The sequence below is a fragment of the Paraburkholderia haematera genome, from assembly GCF_905220975.1.
Lineage (GTDB): Bacteria > Pseudomonadota > Gammaproteobacteria > Burkholderiales > Burkholderiaceae > Paraburkholderia > Paraburkholderia haematera.
In genome coordinates, this window is the sequence record NZ_CAJNBK010000029.1 from 65,678 (window position 1) to 81,355 (window position 15,678).

Below are 15,678 nucleotides of genomic sequence, written 5' to 3' on the forward strand. Positions count from 1 at the left end.
CGCACACGCTGTACATCGTGTTATGCGAGCGGCAACCCGATGAATTGATTCGGTAAACGGGAGTTATCCACAGAAATCGAGGCACCTTGTTAACTGTTACTACGTATACATACGGTAAACCTGTAAACAGAAGAGTCCGCTCGCGATCAAGCGCAATCGTTGAGCTCGGACCACCGGTACAACGGGTATAAAACGCGACCGACAACATCCCGAAAAAACACATCTGCAACGTTGAGTCTGTAGCCTATGAGAACCCGACCCGGCTTCAAAACGGTCGCTTTTTCCTCATCTTGCGAAGATAACGTACGTTTTTACCGTTTTGCCTGCATGTTCCTGTCTTTTCGGTTGAGTCTGAAAAAGCTATGGCACAATCGCCGTTCTTTCTCGCGTCGTGCCTCGCCTTTGGCGGCACACGCTGCAATGGAACGGTGCCGCTCAATCAGAATCTGATTCAAAGTCGACGGCGTTCTTTCACCGTGCCGTGCCGCCTACTACGGCCGCACCCCAGAATGCGCCGGGCTCCATGCGGCTGCGGCGCGTTCAGATCATCCGATCGTTGAAAACTCGCAACGCGGGTCACGCGAAGCGATCGCGACAGTGAGCGCCTCATGCGCTCACCCGCTCGCCGGTATTTGTGCGCCGGTTCGTGTCGTCTGCCGTTGCTGCCAAGGAGAACCCATCACAATGAAGTCGGCGTTTTCATTTTTTCCAGCCTGGCCACTCACACCCGACGCCATTTTTTGGGCTGGTCTCGCTTTGCTGGCCGCCGGCCTGTGCGGTGAGCTTTGCTATCGCGCATGGCGTTTGCCGCGAATTTCCGGATATGCGGTCATCGGTCTGATAGCAGGCGCAGCCGGTTTCGGCGTGATCGACGCGGAGTCCGCGAGCGCCGCGCGGCCGTTGCTCGATGTAGCGCTCGGTTTGTTGCTATTCGAACTGGGTAGCCGGCTCGATCTGCGCTGGATTCGCCGCAATCCCTGGTTGATTCTGTCGAGCGTCGCCGAAGCCACGCTGACGTTCGCGCTGGTTTTGCCGGTCCTGTTGTTTCTGAAGGTGCCGTTGATGGTGGCAACGGTGCTCGCCGCGATTGCCATGGCAACGTCGCCGGCGATGGTGATCCAGCTCAAAACCGAGCTACGCGCGGAAGGTCAGGTGACGCAACGTTTGTTGACCTTGACCGCGCTGAACAGCATGTACGCGGTGGTGATCGAAAAGCTCGTCTCGAGCTGGTTGCATCAGGAGGTTTACGGCAACGTTTACGCCACGATTCTGCAGCCGCTTTATCTGCTGGTCGGCTCGCTCGTGCTGGCTTATCTACTGGCGCGTACCTGCACGTTTTTTTATCGCCGCCTGAACATGCAGGATGAACATTCGTTCGTCGCGCTGTTCGGCCTCGTGTTGCTGGCCATTGCGGTGGCGCATGTGTTCAAGCTTTCCACCATTCTTGCCTTGCTGGCCGCAGGCATCATCGTGAAGAATCTTGAAGCGCGTCCGCAGTTGTGGCCGGAACATTTCGGCACGGCCGGCTGGTTGTTGACCGTGATTCTGTTCGTGTTGACGCTGACTACATTCGAATGGAAAGACATCGCGCTTGGCGGAGTTGCGGCGCTGGGTCTGATTGTGGCGCGTCTGGTTGCGAAACTGGTGGGGGTGATGGCCTTCGCCAAGCCGAGCGGTTTGAACTGGAAGCAGGGTATGGCGCTCGGTTTGTCGCTATCGCCCATGTCGGCGCTCGCGTACCTGCTCGTCGACGATACCTACAGCCTTTATCCGAATTTCGATCCGCAGTTGCGCGCGATCGTCATGTGTTCGATTTTCGTGTTGCAGATTCTCGGGCCATGGCTCGTGTATCGAAGCCTGGCGCTCGTGGCCGAACGGCGCGAAGAGTAAGCGCGCAAGCCGCTGCTCGATACTTCAGGCGCTTGAATTGTGCGCTTTATCCGACTTATTCGATTTAAAAACGGCCGGGTGTGTGACACAGGCATGTGACACGCACCGGCCGACCTGACTCAGGGGACGCCATGTCACTCGAACCCTTCATCGATTCGAAACCGTTCACTTTCGGTGTCGAACTCGAGATGCAGATCGTGAATACGCACGACTATGATCTGACCAAAGCCGGCTCGGATCTGATGCGTCTCATCAAGGATGAAAAAATCCCCGGCAACATCACGCCGGAAATCACCGAAAGCATGATCGAGTTGTCGACCGGTATCTGCACGACGCATGAACAGGCCGTGACCGATTTGCGCAAAATCCGTGACACGCTGGTTTCCGCAGCCGACCATCTGAACGTCGGCTTGTGCGGCGGCGGCACGCACGCATTCCAGCAATGGAGCGAAAGGCAGATCGTCGATACGCCGCGCTTTCAGTATCTTTCAGAGTTGTACGGCTACCTTGCCAAGCAATTTACGGTGTTCGGCCAGCACGTTCACATCGGCTGTCCGGATCCGAACAGCGCGCTGTATTTGCTGCACTCCATGTCGCGCTTCATTCCGCATTTCATCGCGTTGTCCGCCTCGTCGCCGTTCGTACAAGGTGTCGATACCGGTTTTCATTCGGCACGACTGAATTCCGTGTTCGCGTTCCCGCTGTCGGGCCGTGCGCCGTTCGTGCTGACGTGGGACAGCTTCGAAGAATACTTCTCGAAGATGGTCCACACCGGCGTGGTCAACAGCATGAAGGATTTTTACTGGGACATCCGGCCGAAGCCTGGTTTCGGCACGATCGAAGTGCGCGTGATGGACACGCCGTTTTCAGTGGATCGCGCCGCGGCGATTGCCTGCTATATCCAGACGCTGGCACGGCATCTGTTGCTCGACAAGCCGATCACGCCGAAGGAAGACGATTACCTCGTCTACACGTTCAACCGGTTCGAGGCATGCCGCTTTGGTCTGGCGGGCAACTGCATCAACCCGCAAACGAGCGAACGCAAGACGATTTCCGAAGACATCCTCGAAACGCTGGATTTGATTGCACCGCACGCCGAAGCATTGGGTTCGGGCAACGCGCTCGCCGAAATCGGCGCGATTGCGCGCGGTCAGGTCAATGACGCGACGTGGCTGCGGGGCGTCTTCGAGCGGGAAAAGTCCTTGCACGAAGCTGTAAGGCAGCAGTGTCTGCAATGGCGAGCCTAGCCAGATGCAGGATTGCTTACGTTAAACCGTAAGGAAGACCCGCTTCGAGCGGGTTTTTTTCATAAAAAAAATTTCTAGCCCGAGGGCTTCAGGTTTTTCTAAAGTTTACGTATACAAACGTAGTAGTAGTTAACAAGCATTGCATCTGCCTGTGGACAACTGAATAATTCCCTGCAAAGTCAAAGTGCTAGGTAAACCATAACTGGGCTGATACGGGACTTGTCGGCGCCGGTAAACGAGGACAACTTCGGTAAGGGTGGAGGGGGGCGGTTGCTTATCAAGAATCGGCACACACGTCATCCCCCGTGTTTTCCCATGGTTATCCACAGCTTGCATTGGATAAGTTAGCTGTACGATTGGCCGGTCTCGCATAGAATGTCGTTTTCGCTGCTTTGGCTTGCAAGGCGTTAAATTTTTGAGATAGTAGAAACCGTCTCGTCTGCTTTTGGGCGAGGCTACCCCACACAGGCTACGGGCGTGTTTGGCGGCGGTTCGCCGGCATCGCGCGCAAGCTTTAATAAACCAAACGAAGATTATGAGCGAAGGCGTATACGGAGAAAAGGCAACCGGGCGAGTGACCCACAGCCTATTGCGATTGAGCACGGCCATGCGGAGCCAGGCTTGGGAATGGGCGGAAGGCGCAGGCCTGACGCCGACCCAGGGCGAAATCCTGGTCTTGCTGATGCAGCGTAAAGGCCCGATGCGTCTTGGCGAAATTGCCCGTGAAACGGCGCTGACCGCCGCGACCACCAGCGATGCCGTGAGCACGCTTGAGACCAAAGGCCTGGTCGAAAAACGCCGTGCCCTCGACGACGGCCGCGCCCTCGCGGTCCGTCTGACGGCGCGTGGCCGTACCGCCGCCAAGCGCGCTGCGCAATGGCCGGACTTCCTGGCCAAAGCGGTCGGCACGCTGCGCGACGAAGAGCAGACGCTGTTCTATCGCACGCTGCTCAAGACCATCCACCAGCTGGAAGCGCAAGGCACGATTCCGCCGCACCGTATGTGCCTGAGCTGCACGCATTTCGAGCCGAGCAAGAATCCGAAGAAGACGCCGCATCACTGCGCGCTGCTTGACATGAACATGTCGGACACGGATTTGCGTCTCGATTGCTCGGTGTACGAAGCGGCTGACGTCGCCACCCAGAAGAAGACCTGGAAGATCTTCGCCCAGTAAGGCGGCTTCTTCCCGGACAATCCGCTACACTGCGAAGCCTGTTCCAGCGGGCGGCTATTGCCGTCCGTCGGACAGTTCGCGCCGCGTAGCGGCAAGTCTTTAGTCAACCTGAAGGTGGGACAGGCTGATGAATCGCGAAGTTCTGGCCATTCGCCACGTGCACTTCGAGGATCTGGGCAGTCTTGAGCTGGAGCTCGGCGAGCGTGGCCGGCCGGTGCGTTATCTCGACGTCGGTTTTGCCCGTATCGAGGCACCGGACCCGGTTGCGGCGTCCCTCATGGTTGTACTCGGCGGCCCGATCAGTGCAACCGACGACGCGCGCTATCCGACGCTCGTCCCGTTGCTCACCATGATCGAAAAGCGCATTGCCGCCGGTCTGCCGACGCTCGGCATTTGCCTCGGCGCGCAATTGATCGCGCGCGCACTCGGTGCGCGGGTCTATCCCGCAGGCCATACCGAACTCGGCTGGACACCGCTTACGCTCACTGATTCCGGCCGTGCGTCGCCGCTGCGTCATCTGGATGGCGCGCACACGTCGATGCTGCATTGGCACGGCGACACCTTCGATCTGCCCGATAACGCCACACGTCTCGCCTCGACGCCTGCCTGCGAAAACCAGGCTTTCTCCTGGGGCGGCCACGTGCTTGGCCTGCAATGTCATCCGGAGATTCGGGCTGACCGGTTCGAACCCTGGTTGATCGGCAACGCCGGTGAGATTGCCGGCCACGGTATCGATGCACGTCAGTTGCGGGCTGAGACGGCGCAGTTCGGTCCGGTGCTGGAAGCCGCCGCGCGCCGGATGTTCGGTGAGTGGCTCGATCAGGTGGAACCGAAACCCTGAGCCGGGGGTGCCTGCAGATAATCACCCGCGGTGCTATGCTCGATCGCTCTTGGGTTTTTACCGGGCGTAATCCATGAGCGCGCTTTTTTCCCCGCTCACGCTGCGTAGCGTGACGCTTCCTAATCGTATCGTCGTCTCCCCGATGTGCCAGTATTCCGCCGATCGCGGCGAGGCTACGGCTTGGCACATGATCCATCTTGGCAGTCTCGCGTTATCCGGTGCCGGCATGCTGTGCATCGAGGCGACCTCTGTCGAGCCGGATGGCCGCATTACGCCTGGCGATCTCGGACTGTGGGACGACGCCACCGAAGCCGCGCTCGTGCCTGTCCTGGCCGCGATCCGCAAGCATTCGCACATTCGCGTTGCGATGCAGTTGGCGCATGCAGGGCGCAAGGCGTCGAGTCAGGCGCCTTGGGAGGGCGGCCAACTGATTGCGGTTTCGCAAGGCGGCTGGCTGCCGCATGCGCCGTCGGCGTTGCCGCACAAAGCGGGTGAAGAGCCGCCGCTTGCGCTCGATACACCCGCATTGAACCGGATTCGCGAAGCGTTCGCGGCTTCCGCGCGCCGCGCCGCGCGCCTCGGCGTCGATGCGCTGGAAATACACGCGGCGCATGGCTATCTGCTGCATCAGTTCCTGTCGCCGATCGCCAATCAACGCAGCGACGACTACGGCGGTTCGCCAGAAAACCGCATGCGCTTTCCGCTCGAAATCTTCGACATCGTGCGCGCCGCGTTTCCCGCCGACAAACCGGTCGGCGTGCGGGTCTCGGCGACCGACTGGGTCGAAGGCGGCTGGACGCTCGAGGACACGATCACGTTCGCACAGGAGTTGAAAAAGCGCGGCTGCGACTGGATCGACGTATCGTCCGGCGGCGTCTCGCCGTTGCAAAAGATTCCGCTTGAGCCGGGCTATCAGATTCCTTTCGCGCGGGCCGTCAAACAGGCAACCGGCCTCGCGACCATCGGCGTGGGTCTGATTACCGATCCGCTGCATGCCGAACAAATTATCGAAGAGGGTGATGCGGATCTGATCGCGTTGGCCCGTGCGCTGCTCTACAACCCGCGCTGGCCGTGGCATGCCGCGGCGCAACTGGGCGCGACGGTCGAAGCGCCGCCGCAGTACTGGCGCTCGCAACCGCGCGACCAAAAAGCACTGTTCGGTGAGATTTCGTTCGGACAACGGTGAACTTGCCATTGCGCCTCATGCGCGCACGTCTTTTTGACGGTTGAAGGAAGCCGTCTTGAGCGTGTAGGATGCCGGATGTGGCGCATGAGCGTCGCAAGTCGACGCGGCGCTCGCAAGGCGCCGCGTTTGCTATCCGCGTCAGAAAAAGCAGCGCGCTAGACGCGGGCATTTTTGGCGGCTGCCGGATCTTCACCCCCAGTTCTTCACAAGGATTCATTCAATGAGTTCACGCAGGATCGCCGTGCGCCGTTCGGGTGTGCACGGCAAAGGCGTGTTTGCCATCGAGCCGATTGCGGCCGGCGAGCGGCTGATCGAATACAAGGGTGAGCGGATCTCCTGGAAAGAAGCGTTGCGCCGTCATCCGCACAATCCGGACGAACCGAATCACACGTTCTACTTCGCGCTCGATAGCGGCAAAGTGATCGACGGGAAGGTGGACGGCAACAGCGCGCGCTGGATCAACCATTCGTGCGCACCAAATTGCGAAGCCGAAGAGATCGATGGTCACGTGTATGTGCACGCGCTGCGCGACATCGCCGAGGGTGAGGAAGTCTTTTACGACTATGGCCTCGTCATCGACGCGCGCCAGACCAAGAAGCTCAAGAAGGAATACGAATGCCGTTGCGGCGCGCGCAAATGCCGCGGCACGATGCTGGCTCCGCCGGAGAAAGAGAAAGGCGTTTCCAGCTCCGACAAGTCGGCAAAGAAGGTGAAGACGTCGGAGAAAAAAGCGAAGAAGAAATGAAATGCGGGCTGCCTGAGTTGACGTAAGTGAACTCAAGGCAGCCCGTGGCGGCGCTTTGGGCCGCTGTAGAGTCACATATCGATCGGCGCCGAGTGCGCCGATTTTTTTGCCGGTCGCCGTGTGCCGGGATCGGCGTCCTGTTGAACGCTGGTCGGGGCGGGTATCAGTGGAATACGCACGATGAAACGCGCACCGCCGTCCGGCGAATCTTCGTAATGCACGCTGCCGTGATGCAGCACCATGATGTCGTGAACGATCGCGAGACCGAGACCGGCGCCGCTATCCACGCCGGCTTCGCTCTGGCCGTCGCCGCGGAAGAATCGTTTGAACAGATCGGCTTGCTGCGTGGGCGGCACGCCCGGCCCATTGTCTTCGACGACAATCTCGGCCATGCGCAGATCCTCGATCACGGTTTGCGACACCGTCACCGTGATGCGGCCGCCATCGAAGCGTGAAGGCGGCACGTACTTGAGCGCGTTATCCAGCAGATTGGCGATCACTTCGTGCAGCAGCACCGGATTGCCGCGGACCATCAGCGGGTGATCGTTGGCCGGATCGTCGAGCCGCTGGAAGCCGAGGTCGACGTGGAAGGTCAACGCGCGCGGCACCCATTCCGCGCCCGTATCGAACGCGAGCGCGGCCATATCCACGTTGACGAACCGTGCCGCCTGTTCGCCCGGCTCGGCGCGCGCAAGCGAGAGCAACTGGTTCGACAACCGCACGGCGCGGTCGGCCGCAGCGCGCAATTCACGGACCGCGACGAGCGTCTGCTGCGGGTCGCGCGCGACCGCGGCCTGTTCCGCATGCAGTTTGACGGCGGTGAGCGGTGTGCGCAGCTGATGCGCGGCGTCGGCGATAAATTTGCGCTGTCCGTCGAGGGCGGTTTTCAGACGATCGAGCAGCGCGTTCAACGCGCCGGTGAGCGGCCGGATTTCAACCGGCACATAGGTTTCGTCCACCGGTTCGAGCGACGTATGGGTCTGCCGGTTCAGCGAGTCGGCGAGATCGGTTAGCGGATTGAGCTGTTGATTGACGACGCGCCAAACGATCACCCAACCCGCCAGCAGTAGCAAGAGCAGCGGCATCATGATCGCGACCAGAAACTCGGCGGCGATGCGAAAACGGTGATGCACCGGCTGACCCACTTCGACGACGATCGGATTGCCGGTAGGCTGATCGACGCGTACCTGTGCCACCCGCACGGTCACGCCTTCGTGCTGGGTTTCGAACACGTACGCATAGTGCATACGGCGCACGCTGGTGCCCTGCAGCGGCAGATTGTGGTCGCCGGCGATTTCGGTTTCGCCGTTGCTGATCCGATAAACGAGTTGTTCGACCGGATCGGAGAACATGGCCTGCGCGAGCGGCGGCACCGTCACCTTGGCGTCGGGGCCGGCTATCTGGATCTGTTTGGAGATCGCGGTGGCGAGATCGGCGAGCGACCGGTCGACCACGTGCTGCGTGTACTGCCACGCCAGCCAGTAAGCGATCAGGCCGCTCATGAGCGCGAGCAGCGAAAGGGGAGCAGCGAGGCGCCGCAGCAGCGTGCGGCGCAGACTATTGGCGGCCGGCTGGGGCATGATCGAACGCGCGGGAAAGAGGCAACGGCGTGAAGCACCGTGGCGCCGTGAAAACTCGCCGGATGCCGGCGAATGGCGCACCGAGTGCGCGGCGCCGGCCCGGCGCTGTCAGGCCGCAATACACATTACACATTGCGGCCCTTGCAACGATTATGCGGCCTGACGGATTTCCTGCAACAGGTAACCGAAGCCGCGTACCGTGACGATTTCGACACGGCAGTTTTCGAGCTTTTTGCGTACCCGGTGCACATAGACTTCGATCGCGGTATCGCCGAGATCGCCGCCGAAGTGCGTCAGATGGTCTTGCAGCTGAGCCTTGCTGACCACACGGCCGTGGCGCAGCAGCAGCATTTCGAGTACCGCGAATTCGCGCGGCGACAGTTCGAGCGGTTTGTCGTCGTTGAAAATGCGGCGATCGACGCCCGACAGACGCACACCGCCCAGCGACACTTCCGGACGCGGCATGTCGCCATGCGGGCCGCTGCGGCGCATCACGGCGCGGATGCGCGCTTCGAGTTCGGTGGGTTCGAACGGCTTCAGCATGTAGTCGTCGGCGCCGGAATTCAGGCCTTGCACGCGGTCGTTCAACTCGTCGCGCGCGGTGAGGATGATCACCGGCGTGTGGCGATTGCTCTGACGGAAGCGCGCGAGCAGCGTCATGCCGTCGATACCGGGCAGGCCCAGATCGAGGATCACGAGCTCATGGCGGTTTTGGGTGAGGGCCTGTTCGGCGAAAATGCCGTCATGGACCATGTCGACGGTGAAGCCGGCTTGTTCGAGACTGCTTTGGATGCCGCGTGCGATGGGGCGGTCATCTTCGATCAGAAGGAGTCGCATGGATTTCGCTCAAGTACAATGGTTTTAGGCGTTTGGGCAAGCGGTTCGCCGGGGCGCCTGCTGCACAGGCAGCGTGCCGCGCGGCCGTGCCGAACCGGCACCAGGCGGCCACGAAACAGCTATCGAGCAGCCATGAGGTAGCCCGAAAGCAGCCATCAAGCAGCCACCGAGCGATCACGACGTCATGTCCGAGATAACGATTCACGAACTGGAAGCCGCAATCAACTTCTGGCGCGCCCGCTCACCTTCGAGCGGCGACGAACTCGTTCTGTGCAAGGAGGCAAGCGCGCTCTCCAAGCCGTATGCGCTGATGATTGTACAGCGTCAGCAGACGCTATCACCGGATCGTTTGGACGGGATCGCGAGGCTTGCGTGGGATTCTTACGTGCGCCTTAATAATAGCCTGTAGAACTGAAGGGTTGGGCGGAGAATTGCCTGCAATGCCCTTTCATTACCGTCAAATCGGTCGATTCGGTGTGTATCAAGGCTTCTGATTGCCTGTATTACGCTGTAATACTGTCGATAAATCGGGCCAATTTGATGTCCCGCTCGGTCAAACCATTGGCCTCGTGCGTCGACAGTGTGATCTCCACCTTGTTGTAGACGTTGAACCATTCCGGGTGGTGATCCATCTCCTGCGCCTTGATGGCCACGCGCGTCATGAAGCCGAATGCCTCGTTGAAGTCGGCGAACTTGAAGTGGCGCTGGATCGCGTCGCGGCCCGCCACGGCTTGCCAGCCACGCAGTTCCGAAACCTGCGTGGCGCGTTCTTCGGAAGTCAGTTTGCTAATCATGGTGCTACCTCGTTGATCTGAACAGGCACGCCGGCAGGCGTGCGTATCCGCTATTTTTTCACGGATGCCATCAGTCTGCTGTCGGACTGCTCGGGCTGGGTTGTCAAATATCGCCGTCGATTTGCCAGCCTTCCTGCGAGCCGCGCGTGATGACCTTATCGCCCTCGAGCACGTCGCCTGCCGCGAACGGCGGCTCTGCGGCCAGCTTTGCCAGCAGCGGCGCGAAGTCGGTTTGCGCCACGCCGAACAATTGCGCGAAGTCGTCGATCACGAAGTAGGTTTTCTGGAACGTGTCGATGCGATAGCGCGTGCGCATCACGCGTTCGAGGTCGAAGCCGAGCCGGTTCGGCGCCGCGCTTTGCTGGCTGTAGAGCGTCTCGCCCTTGCTCGACACGATGCCCGCGCCGTAGATCTTTACGCCGTTCGGACTTGCCGCGTCGCGGATCAGGCCGAACTCGACGGTGTACCAGTAGAGACGCGCGAGCAGCGGCAGCGCGCCCGCATCATTCGCGGCGAGCGCGGCGCGGCCGTACGCATGCATGTAGTCCGCAAACACCGGATTGATCAGGAGCGGCACGTGGCCGAACAGATCGTGAAAACAGTCCGGTTCCTGCAGATAATCGAGTTGATCGGGGCGGCGCATCCACCATGTCACGGGAAAACGGCGGTTCGCCAGATGCTCGAAGAACACCTGATCGGGCACGAGTCCGGGCACCGCGACGATTTGCCAGTCCGTCGCGGGCGTTAGCTTTGCGTTGATTTCGTCGAAGGAGGGCACGCGCCCGGACGGCATGCCGATACAGTCGACGCCTGCCAGAAACTCATCGCATACACGGCCCTTGAGCAGCGCTGTCTGGCGTGCATAAAGCTGTTGCCAGACAGCGTGGTCGACCGCGCCATATCGTGCGATAGGCTGGTCGATGGTGAAATCGGCTCGGGTTTCGAGGCCGGCGTCGAATTGCTCTTTGAGTTTGGCGGTGTTGGCTGTGGACATGATGCTGCGCGCTCTACGGTGACTGCTGATTGAAACGGTGATGCAAGTGTAGAGCGGCGAGCGTGCGGAATGGGCGCAATGATGGCGTTATGACGTGTCAATATGCAATAATCATGCATTAAATACAGGTTTAATGCGGAAATCTCTCATGCTAGAACTCGATCACTTCGATCTCGCGCTGCTGGACGTTCTTCAGCGCTTTGGGCGGGCCACGCATCAGCAATTGGCTGAGCAGGTGCCGCTGTCGCCGTCGCAGATCGGGCGGCGCTTGCAGCGCCTCGAGCAGGTGGGTGTGGTGGACGGCTATCGCGTCGTGCTGCGCCCGGAAAAACTCGGGCTCGGCGTGACGGCTTTTACGAGTCTGAAGCTGAAGCATCACGGCGACTCGATCATCGAGCAATTCCAGCAACAGATCGAGGTGCTGCCGGAAGTACTGGAATGTCACGCAGTGGTCGGCGACGCCGATTATCTGCTGCGCATTGTCGCGCCCGATCTGAATTATCTGTCGACGTTCGTGATGAAGAAGTTGATGCGTGTCCCGGGCGTAGACAGCGTGCGCTCCAATATCGTGTTGACCACGTTCAAGCGCAATGGGCCGTTGCCGCTTGGTCATCTGTCGCCGGGGGCGGCCGCTACCTGATGCTGCGGCTTCCCGGCCGTTGGGGGTGTTGAAGAGGGGAGCGGCTCCGAGGTTGATTTCGCCGCGACCCGCGACGCTTCAGTTTTACGCAGCTTGCTTGGGTTCGTTGTCCGGGCTCAGCAAATCGACGTAGGCCACCGCGACCAGATCCGACTCCGGCACGCCGAGGGTCTGGAACATTGCGTGCGCTTCGGCGTGGCCGCCTTCTTCGTCGTCGTCCTGAGCCAGCACGACTTCCAGCTCGACGAAGTCGCCGAGACCATCGACCCGGTCCAGATGGATCCGCGTGCGTCCTGTCAGATAAACGTGACGTTCCTTCGTGACGATGCCACGCGTGGTGAGCGCCGTGGCGAGCAGCGCGTGCATGGCTTCAGGGTTGGTCACCGGGCTGCGCGTGTAATACGACGCCTTCGGGCCGTCGCGGTCGTCGCGCTGGTAGAAGATCAGTTCGGCCGGCGTGCCGTCGTCGAACTGGCGCAGCTTCAGGCGGCCACGCGGGACATCGTAGAAAAAGTCCTGCTGACGGAAGATCAGCGGCGCGTCCGGTGCAAGCTTTGCGGCTCGCTCGCGCAGTTGCTCGAAATGCTGGGCGCGGGCTTTGATTTCAATGTTGCGTGCCATGTCAGGCTCCTGTCGAAGGATGGCGTGGTCGGCGGCTTCCGGTGTTGCCGGGCGAAGCCGCCGGGAAGGACAAAGTCAGACGGAACAAAAACGAAGCGGGGCCGGCGCGTGAGCGCAAACCCTCAATCTAACAAAAAGCGCGTGACGACGTCGTTTCAGATGGCGGGGTCGACGACGATGGCCTGTCAATGTGACCCGCGCCGACGAGCGCCAGAGGCGATCAGCGCGGCTGTTCTACACGGAAAAGCCAACCAGCATGACCAGCGGCCGCACGGTGAGCGGCTGTCATGAGCGTGGCTCATATCGCGCTCGTTGTGCCCTCATGCACCCCCTCATGCCGCTTTCATGTCGCCCATTGCTGCTCGATCAGCTTCAACGCGGCGGCGATCGCCGGTTCATCCTTGCGCTCCGCCAGCGTGATAAAGCTGAGCTGGGTCGGCACCGTGACGCCTTCGACGATGGTCAACGCATGCGCATGAGCTTCAGCGATCGCGGTGGCGTCGCGCGCGAGCGTGAGGCCGACACCTGACTTGACCAGATCGAGCATCGACGGCTCCTGATCCACCTCCGCCACCTTAACCGGTTTTACGCCGGCTTCGTCGAAGCAGCGCGACAACAATCGATTGTGCGCGGACGCGGGCGGCGTCCAGATCCACGGCAGCGCGGCGAGCGAGCGCCAGTCCCGCGCGCCCTTCACGCGATCTTTCCATCCCGCCGGCGCGAGCACGCGGTACTGAAAGTGCGTGAGCGTGACGGCGTGAAAGATGGCTCCGTCACGGCTATCGTCGTCGGATGGCAGGCCGATGTAATAGCCCACATCCAGTTCTCCCGCACGAACCTGCTCCAGCACCCAGCCCGACATACCGTGGCGCAAGGCCGTTTCGATGTGCGGCCAGGTTTCCACCAGTTGCTTGAGAAAGCCGCCGAGGCGCAGGAAAGCCGGATCGAGAATTGTGCCGATCCTTAATCGACCGCGCACTTCGTGGCGCAGCGCCGCCGCCGCGCGCTGCACGTCGCTCGCGGCACCCAACGCGCGCTCTGCATGGGGCAGCAGGGCCTGGCCGTCGCGGGTCAGCGAAAGCCCGTGTGAGGTCCGGGTGAACAGCGTCACGCCGAGCGTCTCCTGCAAATGCTTGATCTGCAGGCTGACGGCAGGTTGGGTCAGGTGAAGTTGCACCGCGGCGCGCGTGAGATTGCCCTCGCGCGCGACGGTGACGAACGCCCGTAGCAGAGTGAGATCCATATCCTGATATTAGCCCGGCTTATAGCGCAGTTGAGCATTACTCATTGGATTTGTCGCCTCGAAGCGCCGTACGCTTGCGTTCATCACGCCGGTTTCGGTGGGCGGAAGACATTCATAGGAAGAGGACACGAAGATGAGCGAGACCTATCAGGACGAGACCGTCCGGAGCGAGACGAGCGCACGCGCGCTGACCCATTTCATCAACGGCAAGACGATCGAAGGCACGAGCGGCCGCTTTGGCGACGTCTTCAATCCTGCGCTTGGCAGCGTGAGCGCACGTGTGCCGCTGGCGAGCGTCGCTGAAGTAGATGCGGCCGTCGCTGCCGCCAATGCGGCGTTTCCGGCATGGAGCGAAACTGCGCCGATCAAACGGGCGCGCGTGCTGTTCAAGTTCAAGGAATTGCTCGACCGTCACCATGACGAACTCGCGGAATTGATCACCCGTGAGCACGGCAAGGTGTTTTCGGATGCGAAGGGCGAGGTGATGCGCGGCATCGAGATCGTCGAGTTCGCGTGCGGCATTCCGAATCTGCTGAAGACCGACTTTACCGACCAGATCGGCGGCGGTATCGACAATTGGAATTTGCGTCAGCCGCTGGGCGTGGTTGCCGGTATTACGCCGTTCAATTTTCCGATGATGGTGCCATGCTGGATGTTTCCGGTGGCGATCGCATGTGGGAACACGTTCGTGCTGAAGCCGTCGGAGCGCGATCCGTCCGTCTCGAGTCGATTGGCCGAACTGCTGAAAGAAGCGGGATTGCCGGATGGCGTGTTCAACGTCGTGCATGGCGACAAGGTGGCGGTGGATGCATTGCTCGTGCATCCCGAGGTGAGTGCGTTGTCGTTTGTCGGCTCGACGCCGATTGCCGAATACATCTATACGGAAGGCACGAAGCACGGCAAGCGCGTGCAGGCTTTGGGCGGTGCGAAGAATCACCTCGTGGTGATGCCGGACGCGGATCTCGATCAGGCTGTCGATGCGTTAATTGGCGCGGCGTATGGTTCGGCGGGCGAGCGTTGCATGGCGATTTCGGTGGCGGTCGCGGTGGGGCATATTGCAGACGAACTGATCGGGCGGCTGACGCCGCGAGTGAAGAGTCTGAAGATTTTGAACGGCATGGAATCGGAGGCCGAGATGGGGCCGTTGGTGACGGCGGCGCATCGCGAGAAGGTGACGGGTTATATCGATGCCGGTGTTGCGGCCGGGGCGAAGCTGGTTGTTGATGGGCGTGGCCATGAGGTGGCCGGGCATGAGAAGGGGTTCTTTCTCGGCGGCACGTTGTTCGACGATGTCTCGACTGATATGAAGATTTACCGTGAAGAGATTTTTGGTCCTGTGCTGTGTGTTGTGCGAGTGCCGGATTTTGCTTCTGCTGTTGAGTTGATTAACGCTAACGAGTTTGCTAATGGGGTGTCGTTGTTTACCTCCGATGGTGGGGTGGCTCGGACTTTTTCCCGGCAGATTCAGATTGGGATGGTGGGGATTAATGTGCCGATTCCTGTGCCGATGGCGTGGCATTCGTTTGGTGGGTGGAAGAGGTCGCTTTTTGGCGATCACCATGCCTATGGGGAAGAGGGTGTGCGGTTCTACACGCGGTATAAGAGCATCATGCAGAGGTGGCCGGATAGCATCGGCAAGGGGGCTGAGTTCACTATGCCGGTGGCTAAATAAGGTTTGGTTTTTTGCCTGCGGCGGCGCTTGTTGGTTGTATGCCTGCGGTGTTGGCCTTTCCTTGTTTTGTTATCGGTCTATTAGCGTTCCCCCTGTGCGGGGGGGCACCTACTTTTCTTTGCCTGCCGCAAAGAAAAGCAACCGTATTGGAAGTCAAGCGGCGAACAGGTGCTCAAGGTAGCAAGTGTCAGAGGCAGGGAGCATTTTGCGCGCA

General features: G+C 60.4%; 15 protein-coding genes. 9 read left to right on the top strand and 6 right to left on the bottom strand.

Annotated elements, in window-relative coordinates; translation table 11 throughout:
- The first annotated feature begins 684 nt into the window (after positions 1–684).
- The 6 genes from KHO23_RS30495 to KHO23_RS30520 all read left to right on the top strand — a co-directional run bounded on the left by KHO23_RS30495 (position 685) and on the right by KHO23_RS30520 (position 7,083).
- Positions 685–1,890, top strand: a complete 1,206-nt coding sequence (locus KHO23_RS30495) for a cation:proton antiporter (protein ID WP_211616130.1) — start codon at positions 685–687, stop codon at positions 1,888–1,890.
- Positions 1,891–2,021: 131 nt separating this feature from the next.
- Positions 2,022–3,137 carry a YbdK family carboxylate-amine ligase gene (locus KHO23_RS30500; protein ID WP_211616132.1) on the top strand — a complete coding sequence of 372 codons (1,116 nt, stop codon included), beginning with the start codon at positions 2,022–2,024 and terminating at the stop codon, positions 3,135–3,137.
- A gap of 535 nt (positions 3,138–3,672) precedes the next feature.
- The gene (locus tag KHO23_RS30505; RefSeq protein WP_211616134.1) at positions 3,673–4,311 is read left to right on the top strand and encodes a MarR family winged helix-turn-helix transcriptional regulator; all 639 of its coding nucleotides are present in this window, start codon (positions 3,673–3,675) and stop codon (positions 4,309–4,311) included.
- A 127-nt stretch (positions 4,312–4,438) separates the two neighbouring features.
- Positions 4,439–5,152: a glutamine amidotransferase gene (locus tag KHO23_RS30510; RefSeq protein WP_211616136.1), complete on the top strand. Its 714-nt coding sequence runs from the start codon at positions 4,439–4,441 to the stop codon at positions 5,150–5,152.
- 73 nt (positions 5,153–5,225) lie between these two features.
- A complete protein-coding gene (locus KHO23_RS30515) occupies positions 5,226–6,338 on the top strand; it encodes an NADH:flavin oxidoreductase/NADH oxidase (protein WP_211616138.1) in 1,113 nt (370 codons plus the stop codon).
- 220 nt (positions 6,339–6,558) lie between these two features.
- Positions 6,559–7,083 carry an SET domain-containing protein gene (locus tag KHO23_RS30520; protein ID WP_211616140.1) on the top strand — a complete coding sequence of 175 codons (525 nt, stop codon included), beginning with the start codon at positions 6,559–6,561 and terminating at the stop codon, positions 7,081–7,083.
- Between the two features lie 71 nt (positions 7,084–7,154).
- On the opposite strand, the gene KHO23_RS30525 is transcribed toward KHO23_RS30520, so the two are convergent.
- Together KHO23_RS30525 and KHO23_RS30530 are read right to left on the bottom strand one after the other, a co-directional pair.
- Positions 7,155–8,663, bottom strand: a complete 1,509-nt coding sequence (locus tag KHO23_RS30525; protein ID WP_211616142.1) for a sensor histidine kinase — start codon at positions 8,661–8,663, stop codon at positions 7,155–7,157.
- Positions 8,664–8,813: 150 nt separating this feature from the next.
- The gene (locus KHO23_RS30530; RefSeq protein WP_028197606.1) at positions 8,814–9,500 is read right to left on the bottom strand and encodes a response regulator transcription factor; all 687 of its coding nucleotides are present in this window, start codon (positions 9,498–9,500) and stop codon (positions 8,814–8,816) included.
- A gap of 184 nt (positions 9,501–9,684) precedes the next feature.
- Between KHO23_RS30530 and KHO23_RS30535 the strand changes: the two genes are divergently transcribed.
- The gene (locus KHO23_RS30535) at positions 9,685–9,909 is read left to right on the top strand and encodes a DUF3717 domain-containing protein (RefSeq protein ID WP_063498128.1); all 225 of its coding nucleotides are present in this window, start codon (positions 9,685–9,687) and stop codon (positions 9,907–9,909) included.
- Between the two features lie 94 nt (positions 9,910–10,003).
- On the opposite strand, the gene KHO23_RS30540 is transcribed toward KHO23_RS30535, so the two are convergent.
- Together KHO23_RS30540 and phhA are read right to left on the bottom strand one after the other, a co-directional pair.
- Positions 10,004–10,348, bottom strand: a complete 345-nt coding sequence (locus KHO23_RS30540; protein WP_268963962.1) for a 4a-hydroxytetrahydrobiopterin dehydratase — start codon at positions 10,346–10,348, stop codon at positions 10,004–10,006.
- A 49-nt stretch (positions 10,349–10,397) separates the two neighbouring features.
- On the bottom strand, positions 10,398–11,288 hold the full coding sequence (phhA, locus tag KHO23_RS30545; RefSeq protein WP_236067053.1) for a phenylalanine 4-monooxygenase: 891 nt from the start codon (positions 11,286–11,288) through the stop codon (positions 10,398–10,400).
- A 148-nt stretch (positions 11,289–11,436) separates the two neighbouring features.
- Between phhA and KHO23_RS30550 the strand changes: the two genes are divergently transcribed.
- Positions 11,437–11,928: an Lrp/AsnC family transcriptional regulator gene (locus tag KHO23_RS30550; protein WP_211616146.1), complete on the top strand. Its 492-nt coding sequence runs from the start codon at positions 11,437–11,439 to the stop codon at positions 11,926–11,928.
- A gap of 84 nt (positions 11,929–12,012) precedes the next feature.
- Here the strand turns inward: KHO23_RS30550 and KHO23_RS30555 are convergent, their stop codons facing one another.
- Both KHO23_RS30555 and KHO23_RS30560 read right to left on the bottom strand, forming a co-directional pair.
- A complete protein-coding gene (locus tag KHO23_RS30555; RefSeq protein ID WP_172162018.1) occupies positions 12,013–12,549 on the bottom strand; it encodes a class IV adenylate cyclase in 537 nt (178 codons plus the stop codon).
- 343 nt (positions 12,550–12,892) lie between these two features.
- A complete protein-coding gene (locus tag KHO23_RS30560; RefSeq protein WP_211616148.1) occupies positions 12,893–13,792 on the bottom strand; it encodes a LysR family transcriptional regulator in 900 nt (299 codons plus the stop codon).
- Between the two features lie 133 nt (positions 13,793–13,925).
- Between KHO23_RS30560 and KHO23_RS30565 the strand changes: the two genes are divergently transcribed.
- Entirely contained in the window at positions 13,926–15,464 is a 1,539-nt protein-coding gene (locus KHO23_RS30565) for a CoA-acylating methylmalonate-semialdehyde dehydrogenase (RefSeq protein ID WP_211616150.1), read from the top strand.
- Positions 15,465–15,678: the final 214 nt, after the last annotated feature.